This is a genomic window from Mucilaginibacter gotjawali (assembly GCF_002355435.1).
Taxonomy (GTDB): Bacteria; Bacteroidota; Bacteroidia; order Sphingobacteriales; family Sphingobacteriaceae; genus Mucilaginibacter; species Mucilaginibacter gotjawali.
This window is the reverse complement of record NZ_AP017313.1, coordinates 5,430,715-5,452,754: the sequence shown is the minus strand read 5'-3', so window position 1 is coordinate 5,452,754 and position 22,040 is coordinate 5,430,715. Positions and strand designations below refer to the sequence as shown.

The window sequence follows — 22,040 nt, the reverse complement described above, 5'->3', positions numbered from 1 at the left end:
TAACCCCATGAAATACCTCAGCAAAATTTTATTGATTTTTATTTTAGTCCCGTTTTTTTCGGATGCACAAAGCAATTATAAACCCGGCTTTGTGGTGGTAGCAAAAGGCGATACCCTGCGCGGATTTATTGATTACCAGGACTGGGACTCAAACCCCGAAGAAATCTCGTTTAAAACATCACCCGGTGACAAAGAGCGGAAAACCTACATGTTAAATGACATTAATTATTTCAGCATAACAGGGCTGGCAGCCTATAAAAAGTACACCTGCTCCATAAGTACCGATGTTACCAATACGCTGCACCTGGGCGAAGGTCGTGACACCAGCGTTAAAGTTGCAACAGTTTTTTTAAGGGTATTGCAGCAGGGCAAAAACCTGGCGCTTTATTCCTATACAGACGGACTGAAAACGCGCTTTTACATAGGCGAAACACCTGCTTTTACACCAGCCGAATTGGTTTATCGTATCTATTATGATATGGCTAACCCCGGCGGCAGAACGGTGAATGAAAACACCTACCAGAAACAATTATTTGCACTGGCGAACAAATACAACATGCTGGATGATAAAACAACAGCCCGCCTGCAAACGGCAAATTATGAAAAAGGCGACTTGCTGACTATTGTAAGCCGGATAAACCAGGTGTCAAAAGTAGATTTTGAAAAGAAATATACCGATCATGGAAAGGTGGCGTTTTATATTAGCGCCGCCCTGAGCATGTCAAATACCACGTCTTCGCCTCAGTCTTCCTACTCTATTGCCGGCGGCATCCCATACAATTCGTATCAGCCGGCAGTGGCCTTCGGGCTGGATTTTATCCCCGATCCAAATGGAAGGGCCGAGTTTAGGGTTGATCTGTCTGTTAACCCTTCGCAATTTAATGCCCTTTATAAATTAAGGGTTAGCCCTTATGTTGATGCCAGGGCATCCTATAACCAGTTGGGCGTTTTTTTAACACCGCAAGCCATGTATAATTTTTACAATGCGCCAAACTTTAAATTTTATCTCGGTGTTGGTTTTGCACTAACCTATTTTAACTTCAGTAAGCCCTATTTTCAAAGTCAAAACACATCATCGCCCGATCCTGGCTTTCCGCAGGAGTCCTTTTACTTTAATACGCTTAATAATGCTTTTCTATTTAAAGCCGGATTCAGGATACAAAGGAACTGGGAAATATATTTCAATTATTATACATCAACAGCGGCTACAAAAGGCGGGTATTTCGGTTTAAACAATGTACTTAAACAAGCCGGCGTTAGTTATTTTTTTGGTAAATAGATGCCTTTTCGGTATTAAATGTTTTAGGCACTTTTACCTCACGATTAATACCCAGCCGGATAGCTTTGGTGTATTGTTTTTAAGGTCGATGATGTAATAGTACGTGCCTGCGGGCAGCGGCGAGCCATCGACTGAGCCATCCCAGGGTTTTGCATAGCCGGTACTTTGGTATACCAGCTGCCCGTAACGGTTGTAAACCAGGAGGGCGCTTTGGGGATAGGTTACCAGGCCGCCAATGTTCCAGTAATCGTTGATGCCGTCATTGTTTGGCGAAAAAGTGTTGGGTATTACAATTTTTTTGTACACCCTTACAAAAACTTTGCTGCTTGAACTGCCGCAGGTTAAGGATACTGCGGTAAGCGTATAGGTAATATTGTCTGTCGGCGATGCGACCGGGTTCAGTGAATTTGGGTCGCTCAAAAAGGTAGCCGGGCTCCACGAAAAGCCGGTGATGTTATCACCTTTTATTGTCCCGTTTAATTTTGCCGACTGTCCTTCAAAGAGCACGATATCATTTCCGGCATTTGCCACTGGGTTCTGGTTTACCGTTACCGTTACTGTTTTTGTGCTATCGGCGCAACCATCGTTACTGATATGAACCGTATAGGTAGTAGTTTGCAGCGGCGATGCCACGGGATTCGGTGTATCATCGTGGTCAAGCCCTGTTGAGGGTTTCCATTTATAATACTTGCCGCCCGATGAGGATAACTGCGTGGTTTCTCCCGCACAAATGCTTTCATCCGGGCTTATTGACGGCACTATTTTGGGTGTTACGGTAACTACGGTATGTACCGGCGGTGCCGGACAGCCTTTGTCGGACACGGCGACTACCGTATAGGTGCCGGCATTTGCGGGGGTGATATTGTCGATCACCAGCGGGTTTTGCGAAGTTGGCTGCATATTGGGGCCGGTCCAGGTGTAGGAAGCGCCCCCGGATGCCGTCAGTGTGAGCGGGTAAGTCTCGCACACCGTTTGGTCGGGTATTGGCGGGACAACCGGCATCGGGTTTATCGTAACGGTTACCGGTGTTGAATATACCCTGCAACCCGCGTCGGTAATCAGCGAGCCGTTTGCCACGCCCATGCGGTATTGATAGATGCCAGGCGGCTCGGCGCCGGTAAAGTTAACAGTAAGGGCATCCGAATTACTGCCGGTAACATCGCTCCAGGTCCCGTTGTTATAACTTGTTTGCCACTGGTAAACCGGGCTATTGTCGCCTATAACGGATGCCTGTAAATTATATTTTGTTTGGGTGCCCTGGCAAATGGCCGTATTGCTGCCGCCCGTTATCGATCCGATCCCTGAAAGGATGATGGGGCCGCAGGCGCGAAAAGTAATGTCATCCAGTACAAAGTCGTTCCCGTTACCGCCGGGTGCATTATTCACCATCTTAACCACCAGTGACGTAGCATTGGCAGGTGTAGTAACAAATGCGCCATATTGCACCCAATTTGTTGAGCCAACATTTTGACCGCTGGCAGGAATGGGCCCGGTATTGATGGTTTTCTGCACTACCCCGTCAGTGGTTTCAATGGAAAAGGTGATATCGGGATGGTTATAACTGGCCGTAATCGGGCCGGGAATCATTAAATTAAGGATATAGGCCGAAAAAAAATACTTCGTATTGGGGCAAAGCCCGTTGGCTGTTTGCGTAAAAAAGATACTGGGCGCATAGGATGCATTAACGATCATCATATAGCCGTCGGGCTTGTTGCCATTGGTATACCAGGTATGGTCATGCGGCACATTATACCAGGTGTATGGATGCGTATTGTTGGCGGCGGTAAGGCTGCTTGCGATGGTGTAGGAACCGTCCGTCGGGCAGTTATTTGCCGTATAAGTCATATCGGTTACCCCAAATGGCAACCTGGCGCCGGGGTTTGTGCCCGAGCCGAAATCCTGGTTAATAACCGGGTCGCCTAAACTGCCGGTACAGGTTTCACTTTGCGCATTTACCTGTAATGTAAATGCCAGGAATATAAACAGCAAAAGTGGTTTCACAAAATTGGCCGTATTGGTTTTAAAGCTTTGAACAGCTGGAGTTCAAAAATAACTATTTAAGCGGTTGGTTTAACATGCGGCGGCATATTGTATCAATTTGTTCGGGCGAACAGGCTTTTTACCGCACGACAACCACCCACCCGGAGATTTTGGGGGTGTTGTTTTTCAGGTCGAGGATGTAATAATAGGTGCCGGGAGGTAGCAGCGAACCGTTATAGGTACCATCCCATGGTTTTGAGTAACCTGTACTTTGGTAAACCTGCTGGCCGTAGCGGTTATAAACAACAAGCGAACAATCCGGATAAGTTATCAGCGCATTAATATTCCAGTAATCATTTGTGCCGTCGTTATTGGGCGAAAAGGCATTGGGGATAGTTATTTTTTTATACACTCTTACAAAAACATTGCTGCTTGAGGTACCACAGGACAAGGACGTGAGGTTTAATGTATAGGTAATATCATCTGTTGGGGTAGCAACGGGAGTTAATGATTTGGGGTCATCAAGAAACGTTGACGGCGACCAGAAAAAGCCTGTAATATTATCTCCCTTTATAACACCATCTAATTTAACTGACTGGCCCTCAAATATCGCCCTGTTATTCCCGGCATTTGCCACCGGGTTTTGATTCACGGTTACGGTTACCGTTTTGGAGCTGTCGGCACAGCCATCATTACTTATATGAACCGTATAGGTGGTTGTTTGCAGGGGGGATGCTACCGGGTTTGGGGTGTCCGGATGGTCGAGGCCGTTAGAAGGTACCCATTTATAATATTTGCCGCCTGATGAGGAAAGCTGGGTGGTTTCACCGGCGCAAATGGTTACATCAGGGCTAACACCCGGCACTATTTTGGGTATTACATTTACGTATGTTTGCACAGGCGGCGCACTGCATCCTTTGTCTGACAGAGCAACAACCGTATAAGTTCCGGTATTGGCAGGGGTTGCACTGTTGATGACCAGCGGGTTTTGCGCCGTTGGCTGCATGCCAGGCCCCGTCCAGGTATAGGACGCCCCGCCGGATGCCGTTAAAGTGACCGGATACGTTTCGCACACGGTTTGGTTGGCAATTGCCGGGACAACCGGATACGGGTTCACCGTTACAGTTAAAGGGGAGCCATAAACCCGGCAAGTGGGAGACGTGATATTGGAGCCATTGGCAATACCAACCCGGTATTGATAAACTCCCGTAACTGCATTGCTAAAGGGAACCTGGAGAGAAGCCGTTGTTTCGCCTGTAATATCAGTCCATCCGGCGTTGTTAACGTTCGATTGCCATTGGTAAACAGGGCTGTCATCACCAACAACTGTGGTGTTAAAGTTAAACAAACCATTATCCCCCTGGCATAGCGAGCTTTGTTGCGGGCCGCCGGTTGAGCCAATGCCTGCCACTATTACCGGGCCGCATGCCCTGAACGTGATATCATCCAGGGCAAAATCATTGCCGCAACCACCTGGCGCGTTGTTTTGCATTTTCACTACAATCGCTTCGTTACTATTTGCCGGGGTGGTAAAAAAAGTGCCGTACGGTTTCCAATCAACTTTGCCTGTTGCCGGTATATCTCCCGTATTATAAGGGGGTGCAAGTAAAACTCCGCCGGTTGTTTCTATAGTAAAAGTAATGTTTGGCAGTATAGGATTGCCGCTACAAATCGTGGGGAGGTTAAGATTGGTAATATAGGCTTCAAAATAATATTTGGTATTCGGGCACAGGTCGCCCACATTGGTTTGCTGTGTAAAAAAAATGCTCGGCAAATTTGATGCGTTTATTATCATCATATAGCCGTTTGGGTTCCCGGTATGATCCTGGTTCAAAAAAACCCAGGCATCTCCAAAGCAATTACCCGAACTGTTTGCAATGGTATATTGCCCGTCATTCGGGCAACTGGTATTTAAATAAGTCATGTTGGTTTGCTGCCCCGATAGTGCCGGGCCGGGGTTGGGTCCTGCTCCAAAATCAACCTTAATTATCGGGTCACCTAAACTGCCGGTGCAAGTTTGGCCATAAGTATGAAAGGAAAGCAATACCGAAATTAAAATTAAAAGTATCCTAAAAGTAATTGGTCGCATCAGGAAGTAACTACCTCATATAGTAATATTTCAAAATTAGCACTTTTAACCTATGTTAAGGCTGGTTTTTTTGAATAAAACGTATCAGTGTGGTTACAATTAAAATGCTTTCTTTCAATTACTTTTATATCATTAAAAAGTTATTTTTGCTCCCCTCAATTTAGCCTATGGTAAAAATATACACCTCCTTGTTTTTAATTTTTGCTGTCGCGACCGGCGTTGCCGGCCAAACCAAAAAGGATACTGCAAAAAACGATACTTCGCGGAATCTGCAGGCGGTAACTATAAAAGCCTACCTGTCTGAACAGCCTGTTTTAACTGTTCCGGCTTCTGTAAGTGTGATCAGCCAGCAACAGTTAAATGTACAGCCTGATAATTCATTTATTTCGGTGCTCAACAGCCAGCCGGGGGTAAGGGCCGAAGAACGTTCGCCCGGCAGTTACCGTTTATCCATCAGGGGCAGCTTACTGCGTTCGCCATTCGGGGTGCGCGATGTGAAGATTTATTATGATGACATCCCCCTTACCGATGCCGGTGGCAATACCTACCTGAACGCCATTGATTTTAACAGTATCCATAACATGGAAGTGTTAAAAGGCCCGGACGGAAGCCTGTTTGGCGCCAATTCGGGCGGGGTAGTTTTGCTGAGCCCCGTTAATCATCATGCTGATGGTAATTATCTTTCAGCAGGTTTAAATGGCGGGTCATATGGCCTTTTGCATGAGAACACCGCCTTGCAAAATAAATCGGGAAATTCCCAGCTGAATTTAAACCAGGCTTATGAAAGCTATGGCGGCTACAGGCAGCACAGTTATATGCAGCGCCATTATATCCAGGCGGTTAATAACTGGACCTATAACAAGAACGACCAGTTCAGGCTGCTGGGCTTTTATTCGGATCTGAATTATGAAACACCGGGCGGTCTCACCCTCACCCAGTTTGAAGCCGATCCGCGGCAGGCCCGCATCCCCACAAAATTTACGCCCGGGGCCATTCAGCAAAAAGCAGGGATCTACCAGAAAGTGCTTTTTGGCGGCGCGGTTAATGAATATCATTTTAATGAACATCTTCGGAATGTGCTGTCGGTTTTTGGCACTTATGTTGATTTTGCCAACCCGTTTATCACCAATTACGGCCAGCGTTACGAGGGCACTTTTGGTTTTCGCACCTATTTTGAATACACCGGCGATACGCTGAAGAATTATAAATGGAAAACCAATTTCGGGGTGGAATGGCAGCAAACCAATTCGGATATCAACAATTATGGGAACAGGAACGGGGTAAGAGACACGGCCCAGACTTTGGACAAGATCAACACCAACCAGCATTTTTTCTTTGGGCGTTATGTGGCTGACATCGCCAAACGCTTTCATCTTGAAATGGCCCTGAGCCTCAATTTTTATGATTACAAGTTCCTGAACGTATTCCCGAATATTGAAACCGCTTATACCGACCGCTATTTTAAACCCCAGTTAATGCCGAGAGTAGCGCTGGCCTACCAGATCACCAATGATTTTGTTTGGCGGGCCTCCGTTAGCCGGGGGTATTCAACGCCGACCACAGCGGAAATCCGCCCGACTGACCATGCCATTAACCCTAACCTGGGTGCCGAAGATGGATGGAACTATGAAACCGGTTTCCGGCTCCGCAATACCGATGAAACGATGTTCCTGGATGCATCGGTATTTTATTACCGTATTAATAACGCCATTGTTCCGCGCTTTAACGCGGATGAAACAACCTATTACATCAACGCGGGCGGTACTAACCAGCCGGGGCTTGAGGTATATTTTACCGACTGGATCATCCGCCCAAACAATTCGGACTTTATCCGGGGGCTGCAGTTTAATGAGTCTGTTACGCTTGATCATTTTAAATTCAGCAGTGATTATCATGATGCCAGCAACAGCTACGCCGGCAACCAGTTAACCGGCGTGCCTGAACAGGTGGTGGTGACCAGTTTTCAGGTTAAATTCCCGCGGTATTTATATTTATTTATCGAACACAACTACACTGCCCGTATCCCGCTGAATGACGGCAATACCGTATACGCCCCGCATTATAACTTAGTGGCCGCAAAAGTAGGCTGGCAGCATAAATTCAATACTAAAAGCCGCTTTGAACTGTATGCCGGGGCCGAAAATATGTTAAACCAGAAATACAGCCTGGGCGACGACCTTAATGCCGTTGGCAGCCGCTATTATAATGCAGCAGCACCGCGCAATTATTATATTGGGTTTAACGTGGTGTTTTAGGGGGAATAATAAAATTGTCATTTCGACCGTAGGGAGAAATCTATACACGCGCTTGTCCGCCATGCACAGCTGGAGTAGCATGTGTATAGATTTTTCGCTCGCATAGCCCAGGCTCATCCCGCTCAAGAGATAGTTTCTCCTCGTTCCTCGTCGAAATGACAAATTTTGAATTAGCTTTTTTGGTAAGCAGTAGAAGCGCCCACAAAACGCTCCTACTGCTTGTTTTTATGGAGTAACTGGTTCTGAAACGTTGCCCCCACGGCCTTTAGTATCAAAGGCGCGGAACTTTACGGCGTTTCCTGTTATTGTAACAGCATCGTTATAGATCTTGCTTTTAGCATCCGGGTCCGTGCCGTCGGTAGTGTACCTGATGGTTAACCCGGGGAACTGGATATTGGCTGCATACCTGCCATCCTGCAACACAACGCCCGGTTTCGGCACGCGGTAGTTGTAGCCGCCATCCAGATAACTCAGGCGCGGCAGTTCCCTTTTACCCAAAACATTAACAAAGTTTACCCAGGCAATTTGGTACAGCGAGTCGCTTTTTGCGGTATTTGGTTCGGTTGCCCAGTCAGGGTCCTTGCTCCAGGCACGCTCGGCAAAGCCTAACAGGCGGGGCAGCAGCATATACTCCAGGCGCTCGGTGCTTTTGATGTTCTCGCCCCAAACGGCGCATTGCAGGCCTAAAATATTGGTTTTGCCATAGTCGGTAAGGCGTTGTTTACCGATAAAGATATTCCGGTTAAGGGGCAACCCATCCCGGTCGACTTTTGCGTTTTTAAAATAATCAAAAGGGATAAAGGAGAAAGGTTTGTCGATATCCGCAAAAGCGCCCCAGTAGTAGCCCGGCTCATCGAAGGATTTATAATGCGCCATATCAAAATACAAATTTGTAACCGGCGTTAACACGGTTTTGTAACCGGCATTGGCCAGTTTGTAAGCCAGGTCTTCGTTGCCACCGCCCAGGGTGTTGTTCCATACTTCGGCCTGCAAATGCTCGGGCATAAAATCAGGGTTGGGTATATAAAACGGGTTACCGTCGAGCTTGGTTTTCCGCAGTGCCATTTCTTCCCAGCCGGAAGTGTACAGGCCCCTTGCTTTCATTAACTGGTTCACCCGGCCATAAAAATAATACCACAGGTCGCCGGTGTTTTGTATCTCGGGATGGGTTGCTTTCAGCTTCAGATAAGCCGGAGATTGCTCCCAAACGCCTTTTGGCACCTCATCGCCACCCCAGTTGATGGTTTTGAGCGGTACACCGGCTTCGTTGTACATTTTCACTACGTCATCCATCACGGTTTCCACAAAGTTGTAGGTAGACGGCAGCGAAACGTTGATCACATTGTCCGTCCAGTATTGCGCGGTGCTGTATTGCGATTTATCGTCGGGGTCGCTCAGGCGGTATTTCCAGGCTTCTTCTTTTTTTCCTTCGGCCATCAGGCGGTCATAGCGTGCATCCATTGATTTGATGGCGCCCCTGGCATGGCCCGGCGCTTCAAATTCAGGGATCACCTGGATATGCAGTTTATCGGCATATTTTAAGATCTCCATAAAATCAGCAACCGTATAAAAGCCGGTACCTGTTTTGTTTTCAATTTCACCGCCGGAACCATGCGACGGCGGCAAAAAATGCTTGCTATCCAGCGTATGCCCTCGTTTGGCGCCAACTTCCGTTAGTTCCGGCAGCGACGGGATCTGCAGCCGCCAGCCTTCATCCTCTGTTAAATGCATATGAAATACATTCAGCTTGTATAAGGCCATCACATCCAGTATCCGGAAAACTTCGCTTTTGGGCTGAAAATTACGACCGACATCCAGCATAAAGGCGCGGTAGGAAAAACGGGGTTCGTCTTTTATTTCAACACAGGGGATTTGTATTTCTTTTTGAGGACGGGCGTAGGCGGATGCCGGGATAAGTGACAGTAAAGATTGGATACCGTAGAATGCCCCTGTTGGCGTCGAAGCTGCGATATAAATCGCATCAGGGGCAACCTTTAAATAATACCCCTCAGCTGGGAGACTTGGGTCTTTTTCAAAGTCAATTTCCCCTTTTATGATTGATAATGTTGGCTTTTGATGATCGGTTTTATCAAATAACTTGATTAATAATTTTTCAGCATAGTCCGCTTCATTTTTGAATTCATTAGGACTTACCGAAGTAACAATGTGATGAATCGCTATCATTGTAAAAAAACCTCCAGTCTCCTTGTAACTCACCGGCGTAGGAAACACCTTAGTTAACTGTTGCTCCGGTATATCCTGAATATTTTTATTCTGATCATAAATAATAGCAGGGGTTATCAAACCTACATAATTGGGTTTAAAAGGTTTTAAGCTCCATGCACCCGTATTGTATCCTTTATCGGGCTGGCTGTCCCAAACCACATAAAAGCCATCCGGGCCATCGGTAATATTTACTACGGGCTCATCTGCGATATACTCGATCCGCAGGGATTGCCCCGGCTTAATTTCGGTGAAGGTAGCGGTAGGGGTTAGGCTAAACAAGTCGCCGTTCACAAAATCAATTTTGGCATTGCCGCTTATCGTAGCCGTGGCAATCAGCCTTGCACAATTAAAATACATTTTCCAGCCTGTTGCCGGGAAAGTGTTTTTACCATTATTGGTAATGGTAATGGCGTTTAAGGATTGGTCGGGTGTTTTATAATTGTTTTGAACCGGCTCCCAGGTGATGCTCAAATCATGCGCGTTAAATGCCGGTGCATCTTTGGGTTTGGCAGCAAGGTTAATGCAGCTTAATGCCGTTAAAAGAAAGACGATACAATGCTTCATAGCTTAATTATCAGGTTATAATGAATGGTAAATATAATTGAAATAGTAAACAATAAAAACTTTTTAAAATATTTTAAAAAGTTTTTATTTGGAGAAAATAAAGACAGCGGCAGAAAAGGTAAAAAATATAAGGATTTATTCACCTTCTTTACGGCTTGCCGTAGACAGGGTCGGAGAGCCTGCCGGCAGGCGGAGCGAATCCGGGGTGAGTTTTCGCCGCCATGCATTGGCGGTAATGTCCGCGGGGTAGACTCACCCGGTCATTGCTTCGCTCGACCACCCTCTCTAACGCAGGCGTTAAAGAGGGTAGCTATAATTTTATTTATAATTTGACCTTTAAAGGTTCGAGAAAATAGTATTACTTATGGATCATTTTATAAAAACGCACATAATCAACCTGCATGGTTGCCGGGCAAACGTTTGTTGCCACGCCGTTTGACCCACCCCAGCTTCCGCCTATCGCTATATTCATCAGCAAATGGAATTTTTGATCAAATGGCCACGAGGCTGAACCCGCTCCCTGGTTCACGTAGGTGAACATCGCTACATCATCATAATAACCCCTGATCGCATAAGGTGTCCAGTCTACCCGGTATTTATGGAAAGCCGAAGTGTCTGTAGCGATGGTTGTTGTTGCGGAATGTCCGTTGGCGCCATAGGCTGCCTGGTCGTGCACTGTAAAATGCACATTTAAGGGGTCGAAACTCACCTGCTCCATAATGTCGATCTCGCCGGAGTTTGGCCAGTTGCCATAAACGTAATCGTTAGGCAGCATCCAGATAGCGGGCCATGCGCCTTTCGGGCTTGCGGGCAGCTTTGCAAGGGCCTCGATACGGCCATATTTCAGCCAGCCATTGTTTTTTGAAACCATCCGGGCCGACGAATAGTTGCTGGTGCCAACCGTCTCGTTAAGCGCACTGATATGCAGCACGCCGTTACTAACATATGCATTTTTAAGAGAATTGGTATAATTCTCCATTTCCTGGTTACCCCATCCGCCGCCGCCAAGGTCGTATCCCCACTTGGTGGTATCAGGCGTGCCTGAATAATTAAATTCATCAGAGAATACCGGGGTTGTTTCAAACGACCAGTTTGAATCTACCGGGGCAGGCGGGGGTGTAATTACCAGTGGCCCTGGTTTCACGGTGTTGCTTTTGGAGCACGATACCAAAAAAAATGCGGCGGCCCCGCAAAAAAGGAATGCTAAAGTTTTTCTCACAGTAATATAATTGGTCTTATCAACCAAAAATAAACAAAAAAAGCTGGTTATCAATAGGAACCAGCTTTGTGTTATTATAAAAGATATTCTTTATCCGATTAAACATCCTCCATGCCGTACTGTTTAAGCACATCGGCCGGAACGCCTGTCCACTTATTGGGCGAGTTACCCACATAGCCCAGGTCTTCTATCCCTATTTTGCTGGTATAGAAACCGGTAGCTGTTAAATCGCGCATCAGGTTAAAAAACGATACCCCCTGCTGCATTTCGGGTTTTGCTTTTTTGGGATAGGCAATGGCAGTAACGATCTCCAGTTGCTGTGCCGAAGCTGCTTCGGCAAAGGTTTTACTGTACCTGTTAAGGCATTGCAGGTCGAGCCAGCGCAAACCGCCGCGCATTGGCGTTTGGTTCTCGGGCATATCCTTAACTATAAACTCAATAAAATCGGGCACTTTTGCATCCGAGGCACTACCTGACCGGGCATCCTTTGGAATGATGATATCAGCCAAAATGGTAATCGTCGCCATCTCGTGCTCATTAAAGAATTTGGCTTCGTTTAATTTTTTATCCCGGGCTATTTCGTTAGGCAGGCGGCCGGCTTCATCGGCCCCGGCAGCCTTGTTGGTTGTATCTTCTGCTAATTTTTCATTTTTAGGTTTACAGGCCTCAACCAGGCTGGCAGCCGCAAGCGTACCAATACCTAAAAATTTAAGAGAATCGCGTCTGTTCATTGTGTCAATAATATTTAAAACAAATTAAACATTCAATTTTTTTCTTTGCTCCAGGATGTACTCTGCCGTACGCATTGACAGCGCAAGGATGGTCCAGGTTGCATTTTTGTCACCCTGCTGCACAAATGGTGAGGCGTCAACCACAAACAAATTCTTGCAATCATGCGCCTGGCACCATTTATTCAATGCCGATTTTTTGGGGTCGTCGCCCATACGCACTGTACCCACTTCGTGGATGATGCGGCCGGGCGCCTCCAGGCCATAATTAGTTTCAGGGCCTTCCATCGGGCTGTAAATCGCCCCCATCTCATGCATAATGGATTGGAATGTTTCCTGCATGTGTTTGGCCTGTTTAATTTCATAATCGCTCCATTTGTAATGGAAGCGCAAAACCGGGATGCCAAATTTATCTACCACGTTAGGGTCAATCTCGCAATAGTTATCCTCGCGGGCAATAGCCATACCACGGCCGGCCATGCCGAAACCGGTGCCATAAAAACGACGGTAATCATCCTTTAAGGAAGCGCCGAAACCGCCCGCTTCTTTCGGTTTCCCATCACGCCCCGGTACCTTACCGTTCATATCCTGCATGCCAAAGCCAAAACCATATTCGGGCATACCCATGCCGCCGCCAAATTCAATGTGGTAGCCGCGGGGGAAATCAAGTTTCTTATTATCACTCATCCAGGGGCCGTAGATGTGGATACTGCCGGTGCCGTCTTCATTGTACCGTTTACGGTCCAGCAATTGCGGCAGCCAGCCGCCGGCGCTTGAGCCGGTTGAATCGTGCAGGTATTTACCCACCACGCCGCTGCTATTGGCTAAACCACCGGGGTGAGCAGCTGATTTGGAGTTAAGCAACAACCTGGCCGATTCGCCCGCGCTGGCGCCAAGGATCACTATTTTGGCCGATACCTGGTATTCCTGCATATCATCTTTATTGATATACGAAACACCGGTGGCAAGGCCGTTAATATCGGTTAGCACCTCGCGTACCATGGCATTCGGGATCACCTTCAGGTTTCCTGTTTTTATGGCAGGGATCACCAGGCACGATGAAGCCGAAAAATCGCCATAAACTTTACAACTTCGGCCGCATTGCCCGCAAAAGAAGCAAGCGCCGCGGTCCTTATTGTTTGGGAGCGCTTCAGTAAGTACCGATCCACGCCCGGCGATTACTTTTACGCCTGCCTTTGCAGCGCCTTTTTTAATATAAAGCTCGTTTAACCGCGGTTTTGGCGGTGGCAGGAAAATGCCGTCAGGTTCATTGGGTAAATTCTCAACGGTGCCGTAAACGCCTATCATTCGGTCAACCTTGTCGTAAAAAGGTTTAACCTCATCATAGGTAATCGGCCAGTCGTCCGTTAAACCATCTATGTGATGTCCTTTAAAATCATTAGGGCCCATCCGCAGCGAAATGCGCCCCCAGTGGTTGGTACGGCCGCCCAGCATCCGCGAGCGGAACCAGTAAAATTCAGTTTTGTCTTTTGTTGTATAGGGTTCACCTTCCAGGTCCCAGCCGCCGAAAGCGCCGTCAAAATCGCCAAAATTACGGGTGTTGGTACTTGCCCCCCGGCGTGGCGATTCATAGGGCCATTTTAGCTGCATTGAATCTTTGGCCGGATCGAAAAAAGGGCCGGCTTCTAACATTAATACTTTTAAACCGGCATGCGCCAAAACATAGCCGGCCATACCGCCACCCGCCCCTGAGCCAACAACAATGGCGTCATACAGCGTAGCTGATTTTTTAATCTGAATATCGTTCATGTGATGATAGAGACTGGAGATTAGAGACTGGAGATTAGAAAAAGCCGGCAGTATTTTGTTCCTGCCAAACGTCTAATCTCCAGTCTCAAATCTCTAAATTACAATTCTTTAATTTTTATATCCTTAAATGAAACTACGGCGCCATGGTCCTGCAAAGCAATATGGCCTTTGGGATAGGCGGCAAAATCTTTCCAGGTTTTAAATTTGCTTTTATTAATCATTTCCTGCCATTCGGCGCTGCCGATCTGGGTATCAATTACTTTTTTACCGTTCAGCCAAAAGGTAAGGTGCCCGTTCAGTTTTTTGATGGTTACCTTATTCCAGTTGCCGGCAGGTTTTGCCGGATAAGCCGGGGCCTTCATGTCATACAAAGCGCCGGCGCGGTGCGTAGCGAGTTTGTTATCTTCCGCTTTCTGATCATCCAATACCTGCATCTCAATACCGGAAAGGTAAGTAGCATCTAAAGAAGGATCTTCATGAACACCGAAAATGATACCACTGTTGCCGCCCTCTGCAATCTTCCACGCTAATGATAGTTCGTAATTCTCATATTCTTTATCGGTGACCAGGTCGCCCTGGTCAGGTGCTTTCGGGTCAAGCTGAAGGGCGCCGTCAACAACTTTCCATGCACCGGCCCCGGTTTTTAAATAGCTATGCCAGCCGGTGGTGGTTTTTCCATCAAACAAGCTAACCGTTTGTGCTTTCAGTGAATTTACGGCAATTAACGCCGGGATAACTAACAAGAGTCTTTTCATTTTTTTGTTGGTTTTGAAAAATAAAGGCAGCCAAATAAAGGGCTACGACGGATAGTAAAATTAGTATAATTTTTTTTTGGATTGCAAAACTTACAATTTTTATCGCAATTATAATAGAAGTGTTACGTGGGGTGTGGGATGGCGGTGTTGGTTAAGTGAGTGGTTGAATGGGTTAACACATAAAACAACGCCTGCACGGGAATTTACAGACAACGCAATTGCCTGATTAACGAAAGACAAATAATCAACTCAACCCACCCAAAACTACTCCTTAGGGTGCATATTGAATGACAAACCTGCGGCAATACCAAAAGTAGCATAGGCATAGCTGTTCTGAAAAAAATATTGTATTCATCCTGTCCTCGATATCCTAGTCCCGCCAGGAAAGAAACGTTTTGCATAAAGGGGAACTGGTAGTAGTATTTTAGCGAAACATTCAGTCTTTTTTTTACGTCGAGGGTAGTATAGTTGTAGATTTTATCTGCGATATAGGTGAACTGGAAGTCAAACCGCTGCCAGTTGCTGTAAATTTTTTTTATCGGATCAACCGGATCACTATTCGCACGTGCAATATTATAGCGCCAATTGCCATTAATTCGCACAAACCCATATTTGTTTTTCAGTGGATAGGTATAGCCTAAACCGATAAGATAGGCATGCAATTCTATCCCCAGCGCATCATAGCGTGTAATGATGAGGTTGCCGATATCCAGTCGTTTACCAGTGTGGTAGGTAAGGGTATAAAAATTAGTTGTGAATTTTCCGCTGTCAGTATTAATAGTACCGTTGGAGTTTGATGTAGGCCCCTCAATACCGTTAGAATGGTGGGTGTAAGATATTGATATGAAGCGCGGGTTATAATAGTCGCGGTTGATTCTGAAATATAATGTGCCACCTGGCATATAGCTCGGCGATTTTACCGGGTCGCCATGCGATGCAAAGAGGCGAAGGTTTATCCGCGCATCGGCCACAAAGAAAAAAGGTAATTTAGGGGTGTTAACAAGAACAAAATTTGGTGAAAGGTCGGCCACCAGCAATGTTTTTTTTGGGGTAAAAAACTCCTGGCCGGCAGAAGATACAGCCAGGTTTTGCTCGAATATGGCATTAAATTCGCGGTTTTTTATCCGCCGTGCTTTTGTTAAACCTGAATCGGCTTTTTTGAATGCCGAGGAGTCGTCCATAGCTTTCAAATAGCATTTGACCGGTGAAGCTCCGGCCGTGTACATATAAAAAAAATAAAAAGGGAAGAGAAAGGTTATCTTTTTAATCATACGCATATTTATATAATAAAGGCTAAACCCATATTATAACATAGCGTAACAGCAATTGTTGGCGTATAACAAGTTTATTTTTATAATTATACCTTATAATTTCAGTCTTTTCTGCCTGAATTACACCCGCCTGTATTCTTTTAACTTTTCTTTTGAAATCAGCATATAGCGGTCTTTCAGGCACCTGGCGCAAAAATAACGTTTAACAGGTAAAAAAAACAGGAGGTTACGGCCAAACCAATTTCTTGGTTTCTGATAGTGTAACGGAGCATTACACTTAGAGCATTTAAGTATCTTTTTTTGCATCAGGAAAGTAAAATATCAAATCATGAGGGGGGCATGAAATTCGAATGTAAATTCATTTTCATCAATACCAAAAAAACAAATACAAATGTTACATTTCCAATTATAAAATTTCATTCTGATTAAAATATTAATTTAATATGAAAAATGCAGTTTGCCTTAACAATTGAAAACGCAACAACTTGCCAGCGAGTCCCTCTCCTATAATTTCTGAAACAATTCAACATCATTTTAATGTTTTGTGTTTTATTTTCTTTTATATTTGATAAAGGCAATTCACCAATTTAGCACCTCAGTATCATGAAAAAAGTTTCCAATATCCTTACCCGTAAGGGGAGCAGCGTTGTCGCCATTGATGGCAGTACCACGGTGTTAGACGCATTGAAATTAATGTCCGACAAAAATATTGGCTCGGTTGTGATTACTGAGGATGGCGCATATGCCGGCTTGCTCACCGAGCGCGATTACGCCCGCAAAGTGATCCTCCAGGGAAAATCTTCATTGGAAACCCAGGTAAGGGAGATCATGAGTACCCATTTCCCCCGTATGATCCCCGAAAATTCGGTTGAAACCTGCATGCACGTAATGAGCGAAAATAATATCCGCTACCTGCCTGTTTTTACCAAAGACGACAAACTCTGCGGTATTGTCTCCATCAGCGACGTGGTAACGGAAACCATCCTTTCGCATGAGGAAACCATTGAACACCTGAAGAGTTATATTCAATCTTAAGGTATTTCGGATGTCGGATGTTCGATGCCGGATTTTTTAGAATTGTTTAATGCGGAGTCCGGAATGCCGGATTTAGAAAGTTTTTTGTGCCTGATTAAATATGCTGTCTGTTATTAATTCTACCTTTTCTCCATTTCACCTCGGCTCATTTATCAGGCAACAATATAATTTAAGGCCGGATACTGTTTGTACACTTTTAAAAACGGGCATCAACGATTCTTTTTTAATAAACGATGGCGCCAGTAAATTTGTATACCGGGTTTATAGCCTGAATTGGAGAACCAGATCAGAAATTCTGGAAGAGATCCGGTTATTGAATTTGCTGCATTCAAATCATGTGCCGGTATCGTATCCCCTGCTGAATATACACGGAGAATATATCGAAGAACTTAAAGCACCTGAAGGGCTGCGCTTTGGGGTATTGTTCACTTTCGCAAAAGGCGAAAAACTGCTCAATTTCCCGATTGAACTGCATTACCAAACCGGTGTAATTATGGCAGGGATGCACCGGTTAACCAATGGTATTAAACTTGGAAGGGTAAGCTATTCGGCAGAGGAGATCATGGAAGATTCATTTGAGCAGCTAAAAAAGTTTTTGCCTTCCGGCACGGCCGAGATGGATTTTATGGTATCGGCCCAAAAATACCTGCTTGATGAATTTGCGCACTTTGATGAAAGCCAACTGAGAAAAGGCGCCGTACATATGGATATCTGGTTTGATAATATCAGTATCGACCAGGAAGCGGGTATCACTCTTTTTGACTTTGATTTTTGCGGCAACGGCTGGCTGTGTTATGACGTGGCCTATTATATTTTGCAATTAAACAGCACCGAAAAAGATGATGCCGAATGCAAATTAAAAACCGAAGCTTTTTTAAATGGCTATGAATCGGTTACCGGGCTAACTGCCGAAGAGAGGCGCATCATCCCCCACCTGGGTGTGGCATTATACTTTTTTTACCTGGGCATCCAGTGCCGCAGGTTTGATAATTGGTCGAATACGTTTTTAAATGAAATGTATTTAAAGCGGTTTATTAACTTGCTGGTAAAAAGGTATTTTAAGAAGAATGGGTTGGGGTGAAATGAAAATAGGTATCGGCGTAAATCATCACTTTGATAAAAAATATATAAATTTGTATATGGCAACATTGATCGTCCACCCCAAAGACAAGGAGCAGCTAACAATCATAAAGACTTTTATGAAAGCTTTTAAAATTTCTTTTGAAGAAGCGAAATCGCCTTACGACCCTGAATTTGTGGCTAAAATACAAGAAAGCCGCGAACAGGTTAAGAGAGGTGAAACGAGAGAGGTTAATATTGCCGATCTGTGATCATCAGGTTTACCAAACAGGCAGATGTTGACCTGGATTACTTCAGAAGATCCGGCAATAGGCAAGCCGTAAAAAAGATAAAAGAATTGCTCGAATCTATTAGCGAAGATCCATTTAAGGGCATTGGACAACCTGAACCATTAAAATATAGTCTTTCCGGCGCTTGGTCAAGAAGGATCACATCAGAGCACAGATTGGTATATGAAGTAGAAGATGAAATAATCTACATTCTTTCTCTAAAAGGCCACTATTAAAATTTACTTCTGCCTAACCAGTTTGTATTTAAGTTTGCCCCGCAGCAATTTGGTTGAATCTGCATTGTGGTCTTCACTATAAAAATAATGTATCAGACTTAAAGTTTTAAAACTCCGCAAGTCTGGGAAATGTCCAACATCACAACCTTACAACTTTCCAACCTTCCAACAAACCAAACAACAAACCAAATTAGTATTTTTGTACTATGAATACTGCTTCCATCAAAACGCTGCCGGGCCGTTATTGTAATTCGCTAACCGAATATTCGCGTTTTGTAACGCGCGAGGTGGCCATTGGCGATGTGCCGATGGGCGGCAATAACCCCATCCGCATCCAAAGCATGACCACCACCGATACCATGGATACCATCGGTACGGTGGAGCAGTCGATCAGGATGATTGAAGCGGGTTGTGAATATGTGCGCATCACCGCGCCAAGTATTAAGGAAGCAAAAAACCTGGCCGAGATCAAAAAACAACTGCGGGCAAGGGGTTATACAGCGCCTTTGGTGGCTGATATCCACTTCACCCCAAACGCTGCCGAAGTTGCCGCAAGGATAGTGGAAAAAGTGCGCGTAAACCCCGGCAATTATGCCGACAAAAAGAAATTCGACCAGATAGATTATACCGATGTTGAATACCAGGGCGAACTGGAACGCATTTACCAGAAGTTTGCCCCATTGGTAAAAATCTGCAAGGAATATGGCACGGCTATGCGCATCGGCACCAACCATGGCTCGCTGAGCGACAGGATCATGAGCCGTTATGGCGACACCCCGCAGGGCATGGTAGAGTCGGCGATGGAATTTATGCGGATTTGTGAAACGCTGAATTACTATAACCTGGTGATCAGCATGAAATCGAGCAACCCGCAGGTAATGGTGCAGGCTTACCGCCTGCTGGTAGAAACCATGGTTGCCGAAGGAATGAACTACCCGCTGCACCTGGGCGTTACCGAAGCCGGCGACGGCGAAGACGGCCGCATTAAATCAGCAGTTGGGATCGGTACCCTGCTGGAAGATGGCCTGGGTGATACTGTACGTGTATCCCTTACGGAAGAACCTGAAGCAGAAGCGCCGGTGGCGATTGCCCTTGTTAATCGATACGTTGCGAGAAGCCGTGGAACAAAAGACCATGGACCATGGACCATGGACCATGGTCAAAATACACCTCAGGCGCACAATCCCTACGAATATAAGCGCCGTGCAACTTACGAAGCCAACACTTTTATTGGCGGGCATATGGTGCCGAGGGTGGTTATTGATCTGTCAAATAAAAATTTAAAAGACCCTGCTGTGCTGAATGATGCAGGTTACCTGTACGCTCCTTTGCTGGATAAATACAACATGGCCGACCAATCGGTTGATTTTGTTTACCTGGCAGATAGTTTGCCGTCATTTAATTTTCCCGGCAATTTAAAACAGTTATACAATTATGCCACCTGGTTAAAACTGGCGGATAAAACCATGTGCCACCCGGTATTTACACTGAACGAATTTGTAAACGCAGCCGATCGTTCATCAGCCTTAAACCTGGTAAAGCTAAAACACGCCGATATTGATTCGGATGATTTTGGCGCCTTGCCATTTGACACCTCGCTGATATTTGTTTTGGAGACTGATGAGCTGCATGGCATGGCCGACCAGCGCGCTTTCTTTTTTAAGATGGAGGAGTTGGGGCTGGATGTACCGGTTATCATTAAAAGAGATTATTCTTTTGAGTCCGAAAGTCCGAAAGTCCGAAAGTCCGAAAGTTTAGAGGTACAAGACGATAAAAAAGTCTCTCCGCCGATGGGCGGGGGAGATTTAGAGGGGGCTGCTACCAGGCTACAACTCTACTCCGCCACCGATCTCGGCGCTTTGCTGGTTGATGGTTTTGGCGACGGGATCTGGATTGATGCCCCGGAGGTTGAAACCAAAGTGATCACCTCAACAGCCTTCGGTATTTTACAGGCCACCCGTTCACGTATCTCAAAAACCGAATACATCAGTTGCCCCAGCTGCGGCCGTACATTGTTCGACCTGATGGAAACCACGCAGATGATCCGCAGCCGTACAAGTCACCTTAAAGGTTTAAAAATCGGCATTATGGGTTGTATTGTAAATGGCCCCGGCGAAATGGCCGATGCTGACTATGGTTATGTAGGTTCCGGCCCGGGAAAAGTAACCTTGTATAGGGGTAAAGAAGCCGTGAAGAAAAACATATCCTCAACAAATGCGCTTGACGAACTGATCGGCATTATTGTTGAAGATGGCAACTGGATAGACATTTGATATTATTTTTGAAAATTTACCGGTATCATATACTTTACGTCTACAGGTTTGCCATTTAGCTTCCCCGGTGTCCATTTCGGCGATAATTTTAGCGCATTTATGGCCGCATTATCATTAATCGGGCTTACGCCTCTCTCAATCTTGAAATCCGTCAAAACGCCTTTTGCTGACACCGTAAAAGAAATGATCACCCGCCCGTTTTTCATATTTTTTGTGTAATGGATATTTTTGGTAAGGAAAGCTGCAAAAGCCGCATCCCCTCCCGGAAATTCTGGCATCGGCGATGCCGGGCCCACACCACCAACAACAATTTCAGGTTCTTTAGCTTTTGTGTTTTGATGTGTTATTTTTACCGGTGATCCTTGTGCAAAGGCCTTGTTATTGAAAACATTAATGCCGATCAAAACCATGGCGGCCGAAAGCCATTTTTTCCAGCCAGGCAAAACGGGATGTTTTGAGGCCATTTGTTCCTGCCTGAACCTGCCGCAGATATTGTTACTGTTTTCGGCAAGCAGTTTTAAAAACTCATCCTGTTTTGAATTGGTTAAATCATAAACCTTTTTATGGCAGTGGGAGCAATATCTGCCGTCGGCCAAAGCCTCCATGCTGTTCCAGTCGACCGGGCAGTTAAATTTCAGGTTGATATTTTTTATCGGTTCGCTCATCATCAATCTATTGAAATAAATCCTGCAAAAATATTATTTGCCTCCGGTAAAGTATTTAAAGGCACATATTCACAAACCTCCGCATACTCCGCCCATATTTGTATGACCGCCTGGTTATGGTGGGCATTGTTAATGGCCTCCTGTGATAGCCATTCAAAAACCTCTATAACGGTGCCGTCTGCGGCTTCCATTATTATTGGCTTACGATTTGTCACCAGGCCCTCTTTTTTAAGGCGCGGTACATGGGTTTTGGTTAAAGCTTTTAATGCTTCGGCCTTGCCATGCTTTGGTTTGTAAGCCACAATAACTATTTGCCCCATAAATTTCAATATTTAAAACCCATGTC

General features: G+C 45.5%; 17 protein-coding genes. 7 read left to right on the top strand and 10 right to left on the bottom strand.

Annotation, left to right across the window (positions count from 1 at the left end):
• Positions 1–7: 7 nt before the first annotated feature.
• Positions 8–1,279, top strand: coding sequence for a hypothetical protein (locus tag MgSA37_RS24085; protein ID WP_096355798.1), 1,272 nt, complete (start codon positions 8–10; stop codon positions 1,277–1,279).
• A gap of 33 nt (positions 1,280–1,312) precedes the next feature.
• Here the strand turns inward: MgSA37_RS24085 and MgSA37_RS24080 are convergent, their stop codons facing one another.
• Together MgSA37_RS24080 and MgSA37_RS24075 are read right to left on the bottom strand one after the other, a co-directional pair.
• Positions 1,313–3,280, bottom strand: a complete 1,968-nt coding sequence (locus MgSA37_RS24080; RefSeq protein ID WP_096355796.1) for a gliding motility-associated C-terminal domain-containing protein — start codon at positions 3,278–3,280, stop codon at positions 1,313–1,315.
• 118 nt (positions 3,281–3,398) lie between these two features.
• Positions 3,399–5,348, bottom strand: coding sequence for a gliding motility-associated C-terminal domain-containing protein (locus tag MgSA37_RS24075; RefSeq protein WP_096355795.1), 1,950 nt, complete (start codon positions 5,346–5,348; stop codon positions 3,399–3,401).
• Between the two features lie 167 nt (positions 5,349–5,515).
• On the opposite strand from MgSA37_RS24075, the gene MgSA37_RS24070 reads away from it, so the two are divergent.
• On the top strand, positions 5,516–7,603 hold the full coding sequence (locus tag MgSA37_RS24070; protein WP_096355793.1) for a TonB-dependent receptor: 2,088 nt from the start codon (positions 5,516–5,518) through the stop codon (positions 7,601–7,603).
• 225 nt (positions 7,604–7,828) lie between these two features.
• Here the strand turns inward: MgSA37_RS24070 and MgSA37_RS24065 are convergent, their stop codons facing one another.
• From MgSA37_RS24065 to MgSA37_RS24035, 6 genes are all read right to left on the bottom strand, one after another.
• Complete coding sequence (locus MgSA37_RS24065) at positions 7,829–10,393, bottom strand: family 20 glycosylhydrolase (protein WP_096355791.1); 2,565 nt, start codon at positions 10,391–10,393, stop codon at positions 7,829–7,831.
• 358 nt (positions 10,394–10,751) lie between these two features.
• Positions 10,752–11,612, bottom strand: coding sequence for a glycoside hydrolase family 16 protein (locus MgSA37_RS24055; RefSeq protein WP_232010725.1), 861 nt, complete (start codon positions 11,610–11,612; stop codon positions 10,752–10,754).
• A 98-nt stretch (positions 11,613–11,710) separates the two neighbouring features.
• Entirely contained in the window at positions 11,711–12,343 is a 633-nt protein-coding gene (locus MgSA37_RS24050) for a gluconate 2-dehydrogenase subunit 3 family protein (RefSeq protein ID WP_096355787.1), read from the bottom strand.
• A 24-nt stretch (positions 12,344–12,367) separates the two neighbouring features.
• The gene (locus MgSA37_RS24045) at positions 12,368–14,110 is read right to left on the bottom strand and encodes a GMC family oxidoreductase (RefSeq protein ID WP_096355786.1); all 1,743 of its coding nucleotides are present in this window, start codon (positions 14,108–14,110) and stop codon (positions 12,368–12,370) included.
• A 98-nt stretch (positions 14,111–14,208) separates the two neighbouring features.
• Positions 14,209–14,865, bottom strand: coding sequence for a 3-keto-disaccharide hydrolase (locus MgSA37_RS24040; RefSeq protein WP_096355784.1), 657 nt, complete (start codon positions 14,863–14,865; stop codon positions 14,209–14,211).
• 203 nt (positions 14,866–15,068) lie between these two features.
• The gene (locus tag MgSA37_RS24035; RefSeq protein WP_157750706.1) at positions 15,069–16,046 is read right to left on the bottom strand and encodes a hypothetical protein; all 978 of its coding nucleotides are present in this window, start codon (positions 16,044–16,046) and stop codon (positions 15,069–15,071) included.
• Between the two features lie 693 nt (positions 16,047–16,739).
• Here MgSA37_RS24035 and MgSA37_RS24025 point away from each other — a divergent pair.
• The 5 genes from MgSA37_RS24025 (at position 16,740) to ispG (ending at position 21,029) form a co-directional block, all read left to right on the top strand.
• Positions 16,740–17,171 carry a CBS domain-containing protein gene (locus tag MgSA37_RS24025; protein WP_096355778.1) on the top strand — a complete coding sequence of 144 codons (432 nt, stop codon included), beginning with the start codon at positions 16,740–16,742 and terminating at the stop codon, positions 17,169–17,171.
• A 100-nt stretch (positions 17,172–17,271) separates the two neighbouring features.
• Positions 17,272–18,252 carry a phosphotransferase gene (locus tag MgSA37_RS24020; RefSeq protein WP_096355776.1) on the top strand — a complete coding sequence of 327 codons (981 nt, stop codon included), beginning with the start codon at positions 17,272–17,274 and terminating at the stop codon, positions 18,250–18,252.
• Between the two features lies 1 nt (position 18,253).
• Positions 18,254–18,502 (top strand): DUF2683 family protein, encoded by a 249-nt coding sequence (locus MgSA37_RS24015; RefSeq protein WP_157750704.1) that lies wholly within the window; start codon positions 18,254–18,256, stop codon positions 18,500–18,502.
• Complete coding sequence (locus MgSA37_RS24010; RefSeq protein WP_096355772.1) at positions 18,499–18,756, top strand: Txe/YoeB family addiction module toxin; 258 nt, start codon at positions 18,499–18,501, stop codon at positions 18,754–18,756. The genes MgSA37_RS24015 and MgSA37_RS24010 overlap by 4 nt, the downstream gene beginning before the upstream one ends.
• A gap of 206 nt (positions 18,757–18,962) precedes the next feature.
• Entirely contained in the window at positions 18,963–21,029 is a 2,067-nt protein-coding gene (ispG, locus tag MgSA37_RS24005) for a (E)-4-hydroxy-3-methylbut-2-enyl-diphosphate synthase (protein WP_096355770.1), read from the top strand.
• Between the two features lie 2 nt (positions 21,030–21,031).
• Here ispG and MgSA37_RS24000 read toward each other — a convergent pair whose 3' ends face one another.
• Positions 21,032–21,697 (bottom strand): energy transducer TonB, encoded by a 666-nt coding sequence (locus MgSA37_RS24000; protein WP_096355768.1) that lies wholly within the window; start codon positions 21,695–21,697, stop codon positions 21,032–21,034.
• Positions 21,697–22,014 carry a hypothetical protein gene (locus MgSA37_RS23995; RefSeq protein WP_096355766.1) on the bottom strand — a complete coding sequence of 106 codons (318 nt, stop codon included), beginning with the start codon at positions 22,012–22,014 and terminating at the stop codon, positions 21,697–21,699. Before MgSA37_RS23995 ends, MgSA37_RS24000 begins: the two co-directional genes overlap by 1 nt.
• Positions 22,015–22,040 lie beyond the last annotated feature (26 nt).